This is a genomic window from Proteus hauseri ATCC 700826 (assembly GCF_001654965.1).
Taxonomy (GTDB): Bacteria; Pseudomonadota; Gammaproteobacteria; order Enterobacterales; family Enterobacteriaceae; genus Proteus; species Proteus hauseri.
In genome coordinates, this window is record NZ_LXEV01000028.1 from 1 (window position 1) to 18,650 (window position 18,650).

Here is an 18,650-nt window from a genome sequence, read left to right on the forward strand (position 1 = left end):
CTCTTCTTCGAAAGTGGCAATTTCTTCATCCATCAGCGATTCGATTTCATAAGGGTTCATATTCCCAGTAACCATTAAGCGCATATAGTCGGTAATAAAATTGAGAATATAGGCATCTTTCATGATGCGAGGATACTGTGAAAAAATATCACTTTGTTGCGGGTTTTCGATATCTCTCTCTAGCGCTAACATGCCGTTTTGGCGTGCTTTGGACAATAAACGAAACATGAGTGCCATTAAATCCATATACATCGCTTTATTGTAGTTTGTGCTACGCAGTAACTTAGGTAAGATTTTTACCGTCGATACGATAGCGCGACCGTTGTTACCTACAATAAAAGCACCGATGCCGGCACCAAAAATGATTAAAAACTCTGCGGGTTGATATAATGCGCCTAAACTTCCTCCGACGAGGGTATACCCTCCGAGGACAGCACAAGTAACCACGATATATCCTAAGAGTACTAACACGCGATATCCCTTTAGCTAATTTCGTTATAGAGAGAATGGCGAACATAGCAGCAAGAGATAGGAGGGGATGAAGAAGCGGTTCAGGTTATAGAAAAGTTGACTCTATAACCTGGTATTTAACTTTCAATCTCGAATCACATTGCAAACTGTTCAAGACCATCCAACAGTTGTAAGTTAATATCGGCAGGATTGGCGGAAAGTTTACGTTTTTTTATTGCGCGAGAAGGTGGCTGGCACAGACTACAAACATAATTGCTGGCTGGCTGATGTGCGTGTGTAATAAATGAACCATTACATCGGGTACAAACTGAAAGTTGCAACATACCACTTTCAACAAAGCGTACTAATGTCCATGCTCTTGTTAAGGCTAAAATTGGTTCTTCATTTTTGTCTGGTGGACATTGTTCTAGATATAAACGATATGCTTTAACGACCGCTTCAACACCAACACATCCCCCGTTTTTCAATAGAAAACGGTAGGCATTGTAGAACATTGAAGAATGGATATTTTGTTCCCATGTCATAAACCAATCCGTTGAAAAAGGTAACATTCCTTTTGGAGGGGGGCTCCCTCTTAATTCTTTGTATAATTTAATTAAACGCCCCCGACTGAGCTGAGTTTCGCTTTCAAGCATTTGTAAGCGAGCACCTAAGGTGATTAATTCCATTGCTAAGCGAATATCTTTCGCCTCTCGGACTATACTTTTCTCACTCATTGTTATGCCCGTTTCTTTGTTGCAGATGTATCTTGTTCCGCTAATTGACGAAACAAATTAGAAGAAAGAAGAATACCAGTATGGATTTGCTGCAAATCATCCACTCTAGACTCTTTAGTGAGTTGTTCTATTGTTTCGCTGTCTTCAAACCGGAAATTACAGATTAGTTGGTTTGTTTCAGCCAACTTAACCAATTGAGGCAATGTCAACTCTTTTAACGCATCAGCCATAGAATCACTAATACCAAGCCGAAACATTGCTGAAGCCTTTTCTTGGTTAATTAACCTTTGCGCCAAAAGCAAATACGATAAATTTATGTCATAAATATGCTTAAGCAATTCAACCGTACTCATCTCTTTACATCCCGTCCGATTATATTGAACAAAGAGGATCTTCCTTAAAGCAAGATCCCGAGGAAATTAATATAAAAGTATATTGAATCTCCAGGCCCCATTTTATGAACATGACTCGTAGTAACACTACCTTGTATTACTTAGTTACGGTCATTTTCAAAAGTAGCGAAAAAAACATTTAAATTAAAAAGAAACTTTAAATGCTCGCCAATATAGCGTGTTAAGAATAATCCTAACGCGACAACTTTACTCCTTAACGATTAAGTTATTCAACGGATAAAGTAGTCTAATTTAAATACTATGTGAGTTACATCACAAAAAGATAATCATTATTATGGAATTAGTTCATTAACTATTCAAGTGATAATGCTAATAAAACTTTGTGTAAATTAATAAGCTAATCTACCCAAATTAAAATATTAATGATAATTTTTTATTTTATACGATCTATTAAACTTATAAACTTAAAAATACAGCACAAAAATTTTACAAAACTACAATTATAGATTTTTTTGATCACAGTAACATATATTGCAATACCTCCTCCTCATCTTTGTCTAAACGGACAATCGTTATTTAATAAATATTTCTATAGATATTATTTTTTTCACTGTTTACTTAAACCCTTAGAAATGATCACTTTTTATTTACAATTTGAGCAAAAAACACCCACATATAATTATTTCTGGTTATCTCATTTTCTAGATACTTTTATATTTATAAAAAAATATTATTTTTCAATATGATATATGCATATTAAATTCAGTTAGTAGTATAAGTCACGTAAAATTAAATTCTTAGTTATGCATCTTACACCGCTAATCATTGAATATTTATTACCATCTCATTAAGGTTTCATTATGAAATAAAGTAATTTATCTAATTTATTCAAGTGACAATTTAACACGAAAATTACAGGACTCTTAATTAGAGTTTTATCGAACATAAATTAAGCATTGGAAAAAAATATCACCATATAAATAAGATTTATTAATGAATCGCTGTTTATTTTATAATCAATCTATATTTTTAATTTTAATGACATCATTATTAATCTCAATAAAAACATCTAACTTTAATAATAGTATAAAACCAATTCTTTACTCTTTAAATTAATTAAAACACCTACATTATATAATATTTAGCTTAAGTGAAATATAAACAAAAAATAAATAATTTATAAATTTTAGTCAAAAGTTTATTGTGATAATAAAGAAAATTATAATTAATAAAATAAAGTCAATTTATTAATAAAAAGAGATTAATTTATAACTCAAAAATAAAAAATATTAAGCAACATATGAAAATAATAAAAAACAATAAAAATAAGCTTTATTATTTTTATTAACTAGTCACTTTATCCATAGAAGTAAAAAAGAAATATGAAATAATCATTCCAATTAAACAGAAAAAAAATTTAAAGATATCTATTCTAATGCAATTAATTTACACCATATTAAAATGGAATATGTGCTTTTTTATTAAGATATCGCCAGCTTAATGAGTATCAAAAAATAATTTTTGCGAAAATAAGTTACACCAAGCAGGAGTTTACATCTGTATAATTAAACTTTGTCAAAGTAAACCAAAAAGAAAACAATTTGATCAAAATAACACCTTATTGACCATTCTAATAGCAAGTAGGATGAATTATAAAAAATTTTGGTTATCATTATAAAAGACAAGGTCAAAAAAACAGCAATTCTTGACCTCTTGTCTATAAGCCTTCTAAAGGCGACACAAGCAACCTTTGACTATCAGCCTTGATTACCACATCTTAATGTTTTTCACTGTACTTTTTGTGCCTATACTGGCAAGTCTTCAAATTGACGAAGAATGTGCCCAAATTTTGATAAATAAGGTATTGCTATATTAGGAAGTGAATCAGCCTTAAAGCCTCAAATATATATCTTCATCTTTTTTTCTTTTACACCATTATCATATAAGTCAATCACTCCTTAAATGAGTAATATAGTGGTTATAATTAATGTTAATTACAATAAAGCACTTGATAGCGGTGATTTTTAACATTTATACATCCTTTATTTTATTACTATAGCCATCAATAATTCACACCATGAATTTAGTCATAATTTGACACCTTGATTTTTGTAAAGTAGCTAATTTACAAAATATTGTTACAGTATTTATCTATTGTAATAAATTACATTATTCATCAAGTGAATACGTCGGATGTAAAGTATCGCTTTAACTTTTATCCTTATTACTCCTTGTTTTTCAGTTTTCCATCACGCAATCACGATGATTTATTTTTATCATCACATTCTATTTTTTTAAATTTTTTTCACATTTTTAAGTTTATCTATTTGTGAAAATCTAAAAAAGACAATATAAGATAACAGCTATATTTATTCCTGAGATGAATGATAACGATACGTTTATTTCAAACTAAGATAATTCTCTTTCTGTTAAAAGAGAGAGTTATATCCTTGACAAGGATATAACTAACTAATACATGGAATTATCATTTTATAGCAAGATTAGATTGGTATAATTTTTTCAGCGTCATTATAAGATTACTTATTGGTATCATTTAGTCTACAGAACGTTTACAAATAATTTGATACTTTTTCAAAAGATTTTAGCGCTCTATCGATAAGTAATGACAAACAACGTTAATTGAGTATTCATCAACTTTACTGTAGCAGGCAAAATCAGCTATTTGAGCCAGATCTCATCCTACCAGAAGAGGGTTCGATTTTATTAAATTAGAAATTTTACTTAAAAAAACAGATGTTAATTAATCAAAATTAAAATCACTGCTAGATTTTTCACCAAATACATTGAAATAATTTGAGAGTATTATTTTGTCACTTACTTAAAACTTAGTGTTATCAACGCAACGTGCTGAAAATAAGACAAAATTCTATACTGCATTAAGTACCTTAATAACGACTTTTCCTTCTACCATAGTGATAGAACCCCTGCTAAATGAGCGCCCACACCTGTTATTACTATTCTACTAAGCCATTTAAAAGATAAAATTTATGCTAAATTAACATAATTGTCTTCAAATCAAATCTAGCTTCATTACGCTTTCAATCAAAAAAGAGTCTTATCATTATTAGTATAAAACCATGCCAATAGTAGATTTGATATGAATGCTTATATCAAATACGTCTAATTTCTATTTATCACTCTCACTTTATTTTTATATACGGGTAAACCACAATACAAATATTGTACTTTTCTTGTCTTAAAAAATGCATTATTGAATACAGATAAAAATATGAAATATTTTATCTCCTCATAAATAGGTATATTGCACTCATTTTTAGTAGAATTATTTTCAACAAATAATAGTTACTCGAATAATAATTACGTTAATAAAATATTTTCAAGTATAATAACGAGTATATATACTTAAGTAATGTCATCTTATAAACTTATTTTTAAAACTAATTGCATCTTTTTAAGATCACCTCTCTTATATTTTTTTCTAATATCCTTATTCTTTTATTTTATCTATCTTTCCATTTCTGGAAAAATGAGGAATAAATTAATCACTTATAGGGAAAGTTTCTATAGAATAGTAATTAAAAAAAGCCACTTATAAGTGAATATAAGCAGCTTTATCTGATAAAAAAGCTATTTGAAATTATAGAATAATACCTAATATTTGCTACGCCGGATGTTCTGCTGCTATTTTCCAATTTATAGCGCTAACACTTTTTTCTAAACTTATCCGGCAAACTATCGCTTCAATCTCTTTTTGCTCAACAGGTGTAGCCAATACTTCTGCACAAACTTCTAGCTGACTGGGCATTAATGTGTCAGCACTACTCAGTGATTGTAACCTAACATGCAGCCCATTTATTGCTTGTAAAATAAGCGTTCTGACTAAAACTTCGTCTTCTGCATCGCAAATAATACGTATTGAATATCGTTGCTCTATATCTATAGCCTGATGAGGGGGTTGTGCATTGATCCGTTGTGCAGCTTCACGTAATAGAATATTGGCACAAAGGATCAAAAGTGTCGCCATCGTTGCCAGCGGATATAAACCTAATCCCGAAAGCACACCAATTCCCGCCGAACACCAAAGTGTGGCCGCAGTATTTAGTCCGCGAATATTCATTCCTTCTCGCATTATCACACCCGCACCTAAAAAACCGATACCCGAAACAATTTGTGCAGCGATCCTACCCGGACTATCAGGAGAAGTTTCTATTGAACTTAAAATAAAAACAGCAGCACCTGTCGCAACTAACGCATTAGTTCTTAATCCCGCCATTCTTTGTCGCCATTGACGTTCTGCGCCAATTAATGCTCCAAGAAACATTGCAACGACTAAATTTAAAACATAAGGGGTAATAACCATGGGGATTTCCTCCATAAATTATGGCTAATATTTTGTGCATAGCACAGATCTGTATTGATAGATAAGCTATTGAAATACCGCGCCAGATCTAGGAGGAGGAAATAATGAGAAAAAAACATAACACATACATTCACCACTTACTTTACGAGTAATGAGGAGATGAAACTTGGGTGAGTGTATAGAAGATATTATAAAGTACACACTGCCCACCAATATTGGTAAGCAGTTTTTAGCAGAGAAAACAACTTACCTATTTTCTTGAATTAACCTACAACTTTGATTGTCCAATTTATGTTCCCCTAACTAAAATGTGCCAAGAGTATAGGCAGTTCATTTCGAGATGTAAATGAACGTTACCTAAACAAATTATTTTTGCTGTATAGGGCGAACAAAAGTACCTTCATCGCCCTCTTTTTCATTAAAAAACCAGATACCTTTTGGATATTCTGGTAATGATACAAGATACATCGTACCCTCATTAAATTTTTCAATTAAGATAATTGTTCCTTGACGATCTTCAATACCATCTGTTTTTACTATAACTTGATCATTAATTTGCATTTCATCTCCTGATAAAAATTATCATTCTCTTTTTCTTTATTTTACCCATAAAGAAAAAGCCTGCCACCGTTAGGTGACAGGCTTGAAGAAAATTTTTAAAAGGCTTTAAATTACAGAGCTGTTACGTTAGCAGCAGCTGGACCTTTTGCACCGTTTTCAATTGTGAATTCAACGTTCTGACCTTCAGCCAGAGTTTTGAAACCGTTACCTTGAATGGCAGAAAAGTGAACGAATACGTCTTTGCTTCCGTCTGCTGGAGTAATAAAACCAAAGCCTTTAGACTCGTTGAACCACTTAACTTGACCTTTCATTTTGTCAGACATGTGACTTTCCTATATATCAATAAAACGTTGCCTTCTCGGCATCTACTGGCCTGAAACACCTATAACTTATGGGCACACATGAAGAAAACGGTCAAAAAGCGATGCTGTTTAAAACTCATTTACTTAGAATGTCAATCATAAATCAGGTCTGTATTAAGGCCTTACTTATTAACGCATGAGACAAGGTTAATAGCAATAGTTTTATGCTCTTGAAGATTAAAAAAATGCAAATTGCACATTAAAAATACAAATCCTCCTCACTTTTTGTCACCCAACATAAACTTTATTTGATATTTTATATCTATTATTAACAACAACTAAGAATAATCCCAATAGAGTTTCAATAACAGTTAAGTGCCAAATTTAAAAAAACTGTTCTACCCGCTTATCTTGCCTCCATGATAATCTATCAACAAGAAACAAGTTTGCAACATTCATATATTAAGGTATTTACAATGAATGTATTAAAAGAAATCTTAGAGCGTGATCTAGACCGAATTAATAAAGCTGAAAAAAGAGATGGCAAACCACACTTTAATAGTCAATTTTTAAAAAATCACCTTTGGCTATGTATTAGTATGGTGCTCTCTTATATTTTACTCGCCGCATTATTAATCTATTCACCTTATTTTGGCCTAATTTCACTCATTATTTTCACAGTGATGTTTGTCGTTATGGCGGGTGTCTTACTGTTTGATATAAAGCCTATCTATAAGTTCGAAGATATTGGCGTACTTGATTTAAGAGTATGTTACAACGGTGAATGGTATACATTTGAAAAAATTTCAGATGAAGCAGTAGATGAGATTCGCCAACATCCTGCTATTGCTCAAGAAATAAAAGACGAAATTGATGACATTATTCATAAAAAGCAAGAAATTCACTTTTATGATGTTTATCTAATGGCATTTGATCCCGCAAAAAAAACAATATCAATGTCACAACTCTCGCCTCAATCATAATCGACTCTCCGTGTTTACCAACAAAATACGGAGAATAACTTCTATTTTTTAACCGCTTTGTTGATAAAGCAACCAAACAGATTTTTTATCCACTTTTGGCGTTGACACTCTGATATATCATCGCTATGATTCGCCTCGTTCTGATGAAGAACCCGATTCCTCCATAGTTCAGTCGGTAGAACGGCGGACTGTTAATCCGTATGTCACTGGTTCGAGTCCAGTTGGAGGAGCCAGATTTAGAAAAGCCCGCTTAATGCGGGCTTTTTGCTATCTATGATTTATAAAAATTGTTGTCATTGTGCTTTATCACTTTCTGCACTTTCTTTTCTTCTTATATAGATAAACAAAAAAATAATGCAATAACACTGAGTTTATTGCCTCACCAACTTTTATTGGTTATTCACAATCTCATGTTCAAGATGTTTTTTATAAGCTTCGATATCTTGTTCAATTTGAGGTTGCTTAACCACATCAAAACAACCGAATGTATTCAATGCTTCCATCCCCAAAAACTGATTTGCTTTATGGAAAGGAAAATAAACCATATCAATTCCCTTACCTTCAAAGAACTGATTTTCCTCTTCAAAAGACTCTAAAGGAGCATTCCAAGTAACTGAAAGTAAATATTTTTTACCTTGTAATAATCCACCAGAACCATATTTTTTAGATGGATCTTTCCGTGTTCTACCATCATCAATAAACATTTTTTCGTGGCCGGCACTAAATACATCATCGATATATTTTTTTAAGATCCAAGGCCCTTCCATCCACCATGCCGGCATTTGATAAATAACAACATCAGCCCATAAATATTTTTCTACTTCAGCATCATTATCATAACCATCATCGATACGCGTCGATTTTACATTGATCTTATATGAAGATAACAGTGATGTTGCCACCTCAGTTAAATGGTCGTTTAGCTTTCCTTCTGAACCACCAAACTCTTTTGAAGCATTAACAATAAAAACATTAGTCACTATGGACTCCTTTGTTCACACAAGAATTAATGAGAATGACTCTAACGCAATTATTCACAATAGCCTTAACTCATTTCTCCATTATTCTTGCCTAATTATCCAAAGATACAGTTCGTGACTGATTTTCTTTTAATCGTTGCACATCCTTTAAAGGCGATAAACCAAATAAACGATGATATTCTCGACTAAATTGAGAAGGGCTTTCATATCCCACAATAAAAGCCGCCTCGGCAGCATCTGCTGTTTCTATTAGCATCACTCTTCGAGCTTCATTAAGTCGTAACCATTTTTGGTATTGTAATGGTGTCATCCCTATACGATTTTTAAAATGATAATGAAAAGAAGAAGTACTCATTCCCACCAATGTGGTTAAATCTTCAATTCGAATAGTTTGACGGTAATATTGTTTTATCCAATCGAGTGCATCACTTATTTGACGACAAGATGTACTTTGCGAAGCAAGTAATTGCTGGCGAGCACCTTGTGTTGATCTCAATAAATAATAGAGGATCTCTTTTTGAATAAGTGGGGCAATAAAAGGGGCATCTTCAGGCGCATCCATTAATTTAATCAACCTTGTCACGGCTTGTAAAATAGGCGTGGTAACATGAACAACTTGCTGAGCTTGCTGTTGGTGATTTTCTTCCATCAATTGAAATTTATTTTCCGCAAGTAATTCTGGTAACAAAGAGAGATCTAACTTGATAAGCACGGCTAAAAACGGTTCTTCTTGTGATGCTTCACACACACTGGCAAAAGTTGGGATATCTGACGAGGTCAACAGCATATTCATAGGATGATAACAATATGTAGCTTGTCCGATAGTTACCCGCTTTTTCCCTTGTGCTGCTATGGCCAAACTTGGTCCATACATCCATCCTTCAGGTTCTGTTATCTTGGTATAGCGACATAACGCTAAATTGGAAACAGCTGTATCCCACCCCCCCTCACTTCCCTGAGTATGTTTAATCAGCGTTTTTTTAAACTGTTCAAACTCAGCTAAAATAGATGTCGATAATTGTTTTATATCCATAAAAGCACCAAAATATTCAATATGTTTAAACACCGCCATAATTGTATAACTTAATTTGAGTAAAAAATTCTCTTTTTAACATCATAATTCTCGTTTCTTTTTATATACGCTCTGCTTTTTAGTAAAAAGTCAAAACCATCAGAAAAGAGATATAGATAACTATATATTTTTTATACTCTTTTGCTAAAAAAGAAACAAAATGATGCACTCTTGAGCGAACAGTCATTTTTTTCGTTTTTTTACTTTACAAGGTGATAGAGGATAGCTATTATTCGCCTCGTTCTCACGAGAACGCAATTCCTCCATAGTTCAGTTGGTAGAACGGCGGACTGTTAATCCGTATGTCACTGGTTCGAGTCCAGTTGGAGGAGCCAAATTTTAAAACCCGCCTTGTGCGGGTTTTTGCTTTTCTTACCCTTATCTTCCTTTATCCTCTTATTTATATTTACTTTCTTTTTTCACTCTCTTTTTATCACGCTTTAAATATTTATCTGCAAAAACAATAGCTATGCCTTCTTAAAATGATTTTTTTTATACAAAATATGATAAATTAGTTATTTTTTAACCACTTAAACTATTATTTTGTTTTTTTTACTTTACAAGTTCCACCAGCCTCGCTATCATTCGTCTCGTTCTCGCAAGAGCACAATTCCTCCATAGTTCAGTTGGTAGAACGGCGGACTGTTAATCCGTATGTCACTGGTTCGAGTCCAGTTGGAGGAGCCAAATTTAAGAACCCGCCTAGTGCGGGTTTTTGTTTTTATATTCTTTGCTTTTTTATTTTTTACTTCCCTTCTGCTTCTCATTTTATCTGTATCTATTTTTAATGCCTTAAGTACTTTTTTCTCAAATTGATTATTTGCCAACGCCTTTTTAGAACATCTGATTTGAAAGTATTCAATATGTTGGTTATCTATTCATTTAAACCAATATATGATGATTGCCCTTTGACATCCCCTTTTTACCGCTATATGATACACGCCACTTAATGCAATTCCTCCATAGTTCAGTTGGTAGAACGGCGGACTGTTAATCCGTATGTCACTGGTTCGAGTCCAGTTGGAGGAGCCATTTCTATTTGTGTCACCCTCGTAAGCTTTTGATTTTATTCTCTGTTTTACCTTACACACAATAAAAAAATACGATTAAATGGTAGCTATTTAATCGTTTTCGTTCTATTATTTTATCCCGGCTTGACTATCTCTATCTATATAGTCCAATCCAATCCCGAATCTTTCGATTTTCCTAAGACACACGGAGCCGGTATATGACCACTGCACAACCTATCTCTATCACCATTCGCCGCCCTGATGATTGGCATGTCCATTTTCGTGATGACAACATGCTAAAAACCGTTGTTCCTTATACTAGTCGTTATTTTGGCAGAGCCATTGTAATGCCAAACCTCGTTCCACCTGTTACAACCATTGAAGCCGCTCGCGCTTATCGTGACCGCATTGAAGCAGCCATTCCTACTGGCGATCAATTTGAACCATTAATGACCTGTTATCTTACTGATAGCACGCAACCTTCAGAAGTTGAACAAGGCTTTTTACAAGGTGTTTTCACCGCTTGTAAACTTTATCCTGCTAATGCCACAACTAACTCTAGTCACGGTGTTTCTGATATCACAAAAATTTATCCTATATTAAGTGTGATGGAAAAGATCGGTATGCCACTACTTATTCATGGCGAAGTGACCGCAGCAGAGATTGATATTTTTGATAGAGAAGCTCGTTTTATTGATAGTGTTATGTCACCAGTACGTCAACAATTTCCTGAGCTAAAGATTGTTTTTGAACATATCACCACAAAAGAAGCCGCTCAATATGTATTAGATGGAAATCAATACCTTGGAGCAACCATTACACCACAACACTTAATGTTTAATCGTAATCATATGTTAGTTGGTGGTGTTAAGCCTCACTTATACTGTTTACCTATTCTTAAACGTAATGTTCACCAAGAGGCGTTAAGACAAGCCGTCGCATCAGGTAACTCTCGCTTTTTCTTAGGTACAGATTCGGCTCCACATTTACAACATCGCAAAGAATCTTCATGTGGTTGCGCGGGCGTATTTAATGCACCTACAGCACTTGCCGCTTATGCTAGCGTATTTAAAGAACTTAATGCGTTAGAACACTTTGAAGCTTTCTGTTCTCTTAATGGGCCACGTTTTTATGGTTTACCTGTTAATGAAGGTACTATTACATTAACAGAAAAATCGGTACAAGCACCGACTCAAATTATTTGTGATAACGAACCATTGATACCATTCTTAGCAAATGAAGATATTCATTGGGAAATTAGCACTAATTAATAATTCCCCTTGATCTTTTCTTCTCAATGCACCATATATCAGTAGTAGCCGATAAATGGTGCATTTCTCTTTTTATCAGAGCCAGCACACACTTTTTTGTTACAAAAAAAATTTTTCTTTTTAATCAGAACGAATCTCGTATACTGAAAAGTAACCACATTAGTGGGAGCTTCTCTCTTAGTCAAAACCGGTTGTATGATTAGGAGGTACTATGAGTAGAAAAAATGAAGTTATTCAGACTCACCCTGTTGTAGGCTGGGATATTAGTACCGTTGATATCTACGATGCCATGATGTTGCGTTTACACTATCTTCCTGAAAATGAACATCATCCAGAAAATGCAGTTGTAGATAAAACACTTTGGCTCACAACAGATATAGCAAAACAGCTGATTCATATTCTTCAAGCGGGTATTGATAAAATTGAGTCATCTGAAGATTCTGTTTCAGACAACACCAAGCATTAATAAGAAAATTTCGAAAAGATATAGAACGCAAAGCAGGAGTACATTGTACTCCTGTTCTCATTTATGCTACCTATAGATAACTCTGTAATTTCATCATGACTAATATACAAATTAATTATTAAATTAAATAAAAAATACTCGTCTATTAAATAGCACGGTAATTATATTTATTTTATTCGATATATCTTTCATGAAATAATATATAAGCCGAATTGACACTAAACTCAGTTGTCTCTATTTTAATAAATAAGGAACGAGGCTAACAAGGAAGTTATTTGTGAAAGTATTAATTATTGATAGATGTTATTTTACTCGCAATGGCATACGCCACTTCTTATCTCAAAAGAGTTCAAAACATGATATTATTGACACTGCATCAATTGAAATTGCTAATAGTTATATAACTGATTCAATGCCCGATATCATATTTATAAATCTCACAAAATATTGCCGAGAAACATCCCATTGCGAACAGCTACAATATTTTTTTCTCTCAACGAAACAGTGCCGGCTCTACCTTTATATAGATGCAAACTATCCAGACAAAGAACGCCCTATCGCACTGACAAACAACTGTTTTATCCTACCAAAAAGAATCCTTTCTTGGGTCTTAGATAAAACATTATTACTCACTTCTCGTAATCAAGTCGTCTTTCCAACCTACAAACACTCTCTATGCTCTATATTCAGCATGCAAGAACAAAAAATAATTAATTACTGGATGAATGAATTACCTAATCACCAAATAGCTAAAAAATTAAAAATAAGCAATAGTACTGTTTATTCTCATAAAAGACATATAACAGAAAAAATAAATGTAAAAAATAGAATTGAATTATTTTTTATATATAACATACTAAAATACATATATGAGAAATAAATATATGAGAAATAAATATTATGTATATAAAAAATAAATCAATCCAAAAGAATAAGAAAAAAGGAATCCATTTCCTATCGTTACTCACTGTAATATTGATGGCAATTTAGCGTGTAAACCATCAGAATAATTATAAACATCTAGGGTATAGCTTATTAGTAACAATTATTGGAATAGAGAATAAATAATTTCAATAAAAAATAACTAGTAAGTATTAGGGCTTTATATTATGCCCTAATACTTTTATTACGTTGTATAAAACTAAGCAATACGCTCAATCTTTGCAGGTAATCCTTGACGAACAGATGCTCCTGAAACCCAATCCAACCAAGTGTTACTCACTTCGCGGGTTGGGTCTGCAAATCCTAAATCATTTAAATTGATACCACTACCAATTCCTTTATCCATTGGTAATGGCTGTTCATCCAAATAATGTTGTCGCGAACCAAGTTCTTGATGCCCATAACCATGTTCTATCGCTAAAACACCAGGCATAACACCATCAAGTAAACTAATTTCCGCTTCAACTTGACCTCCAGGTGTTACAATTCGTACTTTATCACCGTGGTTAACTCCTAGCTTCTGACCATCTTGAGGATTAATCGCTACCAAGTTTGTTGGTTTAACCATTCTTAAGCGCTGGATCATTCCTGTAGAACTGCTCACCACATGAGATTTAAATGACATCAATTTAAGTGGCCACTGATCCTCAGGGTAATGCTGATGAATATCACTACCATCAGATAAACGTGGTGGATAATAAGTTGGGCATCCACTATAGCGTTCACCCGTTATTGCATGGTGATTTTTAGCCACTTCTTCATTCCAAATTTGTAACGGTTTCTTCCATTGAGGCCCCGTTGCATCACCATTCCACGCTTTATCATAAGGTGCAAAGCGCCCACCTCGGGTATAAATATAAGCAACTCGAAGTGCTTCTTCATTTTTCAATGTTGAAGTTATTGCGGGTAAAATACGATCTACACCACTTAAGAGAATGTCTTCATTCGTCGCAGGAGTAACAGGTTTTTCACCCATAAATGCCATATTCGCGGCGACTCGTAGATAATAATCTTCAGCATTATTAATTGGGTAAAAATTACCATCCATATCTTCTATCGCTTTATCACCAAATCCAGGTAAATTCAGCGCTTTAGCGATAGCGATACAGAACGTTTCCATTGAAATAGGCTGGCCATCTGTAGTTTTAGCAACACGAGGCTCAATTATCGGCCAACGTGCTGTACTTGCCTTAACTTGAACACCAGACCACGGAGCACTAAACCCCCAACTTTCAAAGTTATGCGTATCTGGAACGATATAATCTGCCAGTGCTGTCGTTTCATTCATAAACGCATCAACACCAATAATCAATGGCAAGTGTTTTGGATCTTTAAGACGTTCTTCCATTACTTGGCGAATGCCTGCGATACCATAAACAGGATTAGTCATATTGGTTATCCATGCTTTTAATGAATAAGGATAACCTGCCAATGCTGAACCTAATTGTTCTGTTAACTGCCCAGCGGCAAACGGATACCAAGGTGCTTTTGCAGGATAAGGTGATTCACCTTTTTCTACACGCTCACGGTACTCATCTGATTTTTCATATGCTGATTTACTACGCGATAACACCATGCCTTTCGGTTTAACTTTACCTTTAAAGCTATCCATTTTGTAGCAAGGGCCATCTGTTGCACCATTAAACTTACCACCACCAACAGAAACACCACCTTTAAGGTTTAAATTTCCGATGAGTGCGTTAAGCATAATGACACTCCAAGCTGTATAAAAACCATTACCTCCCATCATACCGCCATGAGAGATAACCGCCGCTTTACGTCCATAATTAGTGAACTCACGGCCCAGTGCTTCTATGGTTTTTTCTGGTACATGGCAACGTTCGCTATATTGCGCCAATGTCATACGTTTAGCCGCTTCATCGAGTAACTGAAAACTCGATTTTACTGTCACTTCAACACCTGTTTTTAAGGTCACTTTATGGGTTGCGAACAGCTCAGCACGATCAAGTTTTGTTGCTGGCGTTAATTCACCATTGAGTGAAATAACTAAATTTTCTTCTTCACCTTCAGCAACCTCGCCAAAATGAGCCGTTGTTAACATCTGACCTGAAAGTGGATGTTTTTCATCGCTAATAACCAGATGTGTTGCGTTAGTCCAGCTTTTCTCACCCATATTTTGCATTGAGATCTCACTAGGTATCGATAAATACTCGGCGTTATAGCGCTTGTTCTCAATGATCCAGCGGATCATGCCCATCACTAATGCCGCATCAGTGCCTGGTTGTACTGGCACCCAATGTCCATGATCATTTGCCAACGTTGTGGTTAATGGTAATGCCGGGGCTACAACAACATAATTAAAAGAATCACGAATACGTGCATTTGCAAGCTGGCGACCTTGACGCTTAAATGGGTTGCCTGATTGTGCAGGCGATGTCCCTAAAAATAGTGCGAACTCAACATAATCCCAATCTGGTTTTACGTGGGCATTTTTATCTAGGTCATTCATTAATGCACCAGAGCCAGCGCGATAAGCTAAGCCACAATATGAACCATGAGCGCCAAAGTTTTTACTGCCAAACGAATTTTGTGCAAAACGACGAATAAAAGTATCTCGTCCATCATCACCCGCATTTGTCACTAAAAGCTGGTTAGCTAAAGATCCTAAAGAGGGCTGTTTGGGATCTATTGGTGTCTCTAAATCACGAATAGCACGTAAACCATCGACATGCCCTTCACCAAATAAATCACCACCTTCGACAACTTCTTGAATAAGTTGCTCGAAACTAATGCGTTTCCACTTACCCTCGCCTCGTTTACCCACTCGTTTCATTGGTTCTAAAATACGTGTTGGGCTATCAAGACTTTCCATCATTGTCGCACCACGCGCACAAGCCGTTGAACGATTTTCTAAGCCACTCTCCCCTCCCATTTTTTCAAAGGCTTCTTTTATTGGCATGTTATAGCCAAAATGGTGATCGTGAGAAAGTGGGTGATAAGGGTTACCGGCAATACGCAGTACTTTGTTGTTTTCTCTATCAACTCGGGCACGGACACCACATTGGGTCCAACAACCAAAACATTGCGTCATACAAACTGCCTGATCTGTATTGGGTTGCCAAACAGTTCCTTTAGTCACTTTACCTTCTGGTAATAGCGAGTTCCCATTTATCCTATCGAGAGTCACTTTTCCTGATGTGCCATCAACGAGACCATCTACGGCACGTTTAGCAACATCGCGGTAACTGGTAGCAAACGCGGCGATACCACCGATAACTAATCCACCTTTAAGCCATTGACGTCTTGTAAACTTAGCCATGCTGTACTCTCCTGACAACCCAACGAATACTTTCTCTGAATATAATAGTTAACGCTATCCAAAGCCCAAAGGTACCAATGATGGCTAATAACCCGTCATTACCTAACGGGAACTCATAAGGGTTTGTAATAATGTTATATTTAGGAATATATTGGCTACCCATTAACATTAACCAACGCAGTACCCATGCTAATCCCATTGATACAAATGCCATCACAGTAATAAAAGCGACTGAGCGTGCTTGTTTTGCCATCAAAGCACCCATTGCGACAGAGATAATCCATAAAGCGATAGTCCCCATAGCGCTCCACCAGCCCAAACTACCCAATGCCAATTGTTCTCTCATTGCAGCACCTGAAATGGTATCCCCAGCAATCCAAAAACCCATACATACAGCTAATAGAATTAATGAGCTGATAAACCAGATTGCTAATTCACGTTGATGAACAGGTTCGCGGCGTGTACCTAAAGCAAGGAGTGTTGGCACCACTTGCATCGCACTAAAAAACAGCAGAATCGGTAACCAGTAGGTATACAGCACTGGGCGCGCTTTTAAAATGGACGCTTCTCGGCCTGTATATAGCAACAAACCAATGGCGGTTAACGCACAAGCAAGAGCTACCCAACGCGTCAATTTGTATTCACGTTTCCAAACCAAACGCACTACCATAGCTGCAAAATAAAGCATACTAAATGCAGAAAACAACGGTAATAATAAAGAGCCCCACGCCATCCACGACCAAGGTGTTGGATAAGCATAAAAATGCCAGACTCGCGCCGTTTGGTGTAAATCAGCGGTGAGTGCAAGCGGCGCTGTAATACCAGCGGTAACAGCAATAAAAACCGCGACAGCTTCTAAACGCTGATTGCTCGCACTGCCTTTCCAACATTGCCAACAAGCATAAAGTGTTGCACAACAAGCAATACCAATAAAAAAGAAATATTGCACAGCCCAAGGCAACCAAAAGTATTCTTGAGGAATAGCTATGACTTCTTGAATTTGAGAGACTTGCGGGATCATGAGTGAACCTCCTGCCATAATGCGGGTTGCCCCTGACCAAGTAATGGTTGTACGAATGCATCATCTAAGCCGAGATAGAACACTTGTGGCGCCGTACCACTTTCTGGTTTTAATACTTTTAATTCTTTTTCATGAGTGAGAAGCATTTTGCTTATCGTACTTGTTGGATCTTTCATATCGCCAATAATACGAGCACCACCGACACAAGATTCAACACAGGCAGGCAATAAGCCAACTTCTAGGCGATGAGCACAAAAGGTACATTTATCAGCTGTTTGCGTAGAGTGGTTAATAAAGCGGGCATCATAAGGGCAGGCTTGAACACAATAAGCACAACCGACACAACGTTCATTATCAACAACAACAATGCCATCTTTGCGTTGAAATGTGGCTTGAACGGGACAAACAGGAACACAAGGAGGCTCGTCACAATGGTTACATAATCTTGGTAATAGGACGTTGGTAATTCCTTCCTGCCCCTTGATAGCAACCTGATATTGGTTTACTGTCGTTCTGAATTGCCCTTGTGGTGTCTGATTTTCAATATTACAACTCACTGTGCAAGACTGACATCCCACACAACGACGTAAATCAATCAGCATGCCATAACGTTTATCATCCGAACCTTCACGACGCTCTGGTGATAACTTAATGCCTGCTTGCGCCAAAGGAACAAGCGAAGCACCTGCGGTAAGGACCCCTAATTGCTGTAAGAATTTTCGTTTTCCAAGATCCATATTTGTCTCCAGTATCACTCAGTAAATACATGTCGTAATGAGCGAAGGAAATAGAAAGTAAATGTTAAGGGCATTGTAAAAATTACCGAGGAATTCACCTATTGTGGTTTACCACATACTGGGTATGAAATTGATCCAAAACA

At 35.5% G+C, this 18,650-nt stretch carries 15 protein-coding genes and 4 tRNA genes; 8 read left to right on the forward strand and 11 right to left on the reverse strand.

All coding sequences use genetic code 11. From position 1 onward, the window contains the following. The 6 genes from M997_RS12180 to cspE form a co-directional block, all read right to left on the reverse strand. A partial coding sequence (locus M997_RS12180; protein ID WP_156510824.1) for a motility-associated protein occupies nucleotides 1-471 on the reverse strand: 471 nt, incomplete at its 3' end. Nucleotides 472-605: 134 nt separating this feature from the next. Continuing rightward, entirely contained in the window at nucleotides 606-1,187 is a 582-nt protein-coding gene (gene flhC, locus M997_RS12185; RefSeq protein ID WP_064720394.1) for a flagellar transcriptional regulator FlhC, read from the reverse strand. A gap of 2 nt (nucleotides 1,188-1,189) precedes the next feature. Continuing rightward, complete coding sequence (gene flhD / locus M997_RS12190) at nucleotides 1,190-1,540, reverse strand: flagellar transcriptional regulator FlhD (protein WP_064720395.1); 351 nt, start codon at nucleotides 1,538-1,540, stop codon at nucleotides 1,190-1,192. 3,643 nt (nucleotides 1,541-5,183) lie between these two features. Further along, a complete protein-coding gene (locus tag M997_RS12195) occupies nucleotides 5,184-5,882 on the reverse strand; it encodes an MgtC family protein (protein ID WP_064720396.1) in 699 nt (232 codons plus the stop codon). Nucleotides 5,883-6,248: 366 nt separating this feature from the next. Beyond that, the gene (gene dsrB, locus M997_RS12200; protein ID WP_064720397.1) at nucleotides 6,249-6,443 is read right to left on the reverse strand and encodes a protein DsrB; all 195 of its coding nucleotides are present in this window, start codon (nucleotides 6,441-6,443) and stop codon (nucleotides 6,249-6,251) included. 110 nt (nucleotides 6,444-6,553) lie between these two features. After that, complete coding sequence (gene cspE, locus M997_RS12205; protein WP_004243573.1) at nucleotides 6,554-6,766, reverse strand: transcription antiterminator/RNA stability regulator CspE; 213 nt, start codon at nucleotides 6,764-6,766, stop codon at nucleotides 6,554-6,556. A gap of 455 nt (nucleotides 6,767-7,221) precedes the next feature. Here cspE and M997_RS12210 point away from each other — a divergent pair, with 455 nt between their 5' ends. Beyond that, on the forward strand, nucleotides 7,222-7,728 hold the full coding sequence (locus tag M997_RS12210; RefSeq protein ID WP_064720398.1) for a YlaC family protein: 507 nt from the start codon (nucleotides 7,222-7,224) through the stop codon (nucleotides 7,726-7,728). 157 nt (nucleotides 7,729-7,885) lie between these two features. Continuing rightward, nucleotides 7,886-7,961 (forward strand) — tRNA-Asn (locus M997_RS12215). A 156-nt stretch (nucleotides 7,962-8,117) separates the two neighbouring features. Here the strand turns inward: M997_RS12215 and M997_RS12220 are convergent. Together M997_RS12220 and M997_RS12225 are read right to left on the reverse strand one after the other, a co-directional pair. After that, nucleotides 8,118-8,708, reverse strand: a complete 591-nt coding sequence (locus tag M997_RS12220) for an NAD(P)H-dependent oxidoreductase (protein WP_064720399.1) — start codon at nucleotides 8,706-8,708, stop codon at nucleotides 8,118-8,120. Nucleotides 8,709-8,799: 91 nt separating this feature from the next. Next, nucleotides 8,800-9,741 carry an AraC family transcriptional regulator gene (locus M997_RS12225; RefSeq protein WP_064720466.1) on the reverse strand — a complete coding sequence of 314 codons (942 nt, stop codon included), beginning with the start codon at nucleotides 9,739-9,741 and terminating at the stop codon, nucleotides 8,800-8,802. Between the two features lie 298 nt (nucleotides 9,742-10,039). On the opposite strand from M997_RS12225, the gene M997_RS12230 reads away from it, so the two are divergent. The 6 genes from M997_RS12230 (at nucleotide 10,040) to M997_RS12255 (ending at nucleotide 13,407) form a co-directional block, all read left to right on the forward strand. Beyond that, a tRNA-Asn gene (locus tag M997_RS12230) sits at nucleotides 10,040-10,115 on the forward strand. Between the two features lie 276 nt (nucleotides 10,116-10,391). After that, nucleotides 10,392-10,467: transfer RNA gene (locus tag M997_RS12235), tRNA-Asn, on the forward strand. Nucleotides 10,468-10,736: 269 nt separating this feature from the next. Next, a tRNA-Asn gene (locus M997_RS12240) sits at nucleotides 10,737-10,812 on the forward strand. 196 nt (nucleotides 10,813-11,008) lie between these two features. Then, the gene (pyrC, locus tag M997_RS12245; protein WP_064720400.1) at nucleotides 11,009-12,061 is read left to right on the forward strand and encodes a dihydroorotase; all 1,053 of its coding nucleotides are present in this window, start codon (nucleotides 11,009-11,011) and stop codon (nucleotides 12,059-12,061) included. A gap of 211 nt (nucleotides 12,062-12,272) precedes the next feature. Continuing rightward, nucleotides 12,273-12,527 (forward strand): biofilm formation regulator BssS, encoded by a 255-nt coding sequence (gene bssS / locus M997_RS12250; RefSeq protein ID WP_064720401.1) that lies wholly within the window; start codon nucleotides 12,273-12,275, stop codon nucleotides 12,525-12,527. 277 nt (nucleotides 12,528-12,804) lie between these two features. Continuing rightward, complete coding sequence (locus tag M997_RS12255) at nucleotides 12,805-13,407, forward strand: response regulator transcription factor (RefSeq protein ID WP_064720402.1); 603 nt, start codon at nucleotides 12,805-12,807, stop codon at nucleotides 13,405-13,407. A gap of 261 nt (nucleotides 13,408-13,668) precedes the next feature. On the opposite strand, the gene ttrA is transcribed toward M997_RS12255, so the two are convergent. From ttrA to ttrB, 3 genes are read right to left on the reverse strand one after another with little or no spacing between them, the layout of a single operon-like run. Continuing rightward, on the reverse strand, nucleotides 13,669-16,749 hold the full coding sequence (gene ttrA, locus M997_RS12260; protein WP_064720403.1) for a tetrathionate reductase subunit TtrA: 3,081 nt from the start codon (nucleotides 16,747-16,749) through the stop codon (nucleotides 13,669-13,671). Next, nucleotides 16,742-17,770: a tetrathionate reductase subunit TtrC gene (gene ttrC / locus M997_RS12265; protein ID WP_064720404.1), complete on the reverse strand. Its 1,029-nt coding sequence runs from the start codon at nucleotides 17,768-17,770 to the stop codon at nucleotides 16,742-16,744. Before ttrC ends, ttrA begins: the two co-directional genes overlap by 8 nt. Beyond that, nucleotides 17,767-18,507, reverse strand: coding sequence for a tetrathionate reductase subunit TtrB (ttrB, locus tag M997_RS12270; protein WP_064720405.1), 741 nt, complete (start codon nucleotides 18,505-18,507; stop codon nucleotides 17,767-17,769). The genes ttrC and ttrB overlap by 4 nt, the downstream gene beginning before the upstream one ends. Nucleotides 18,508-18,650 lie beyond the last annotated feature (143 nt).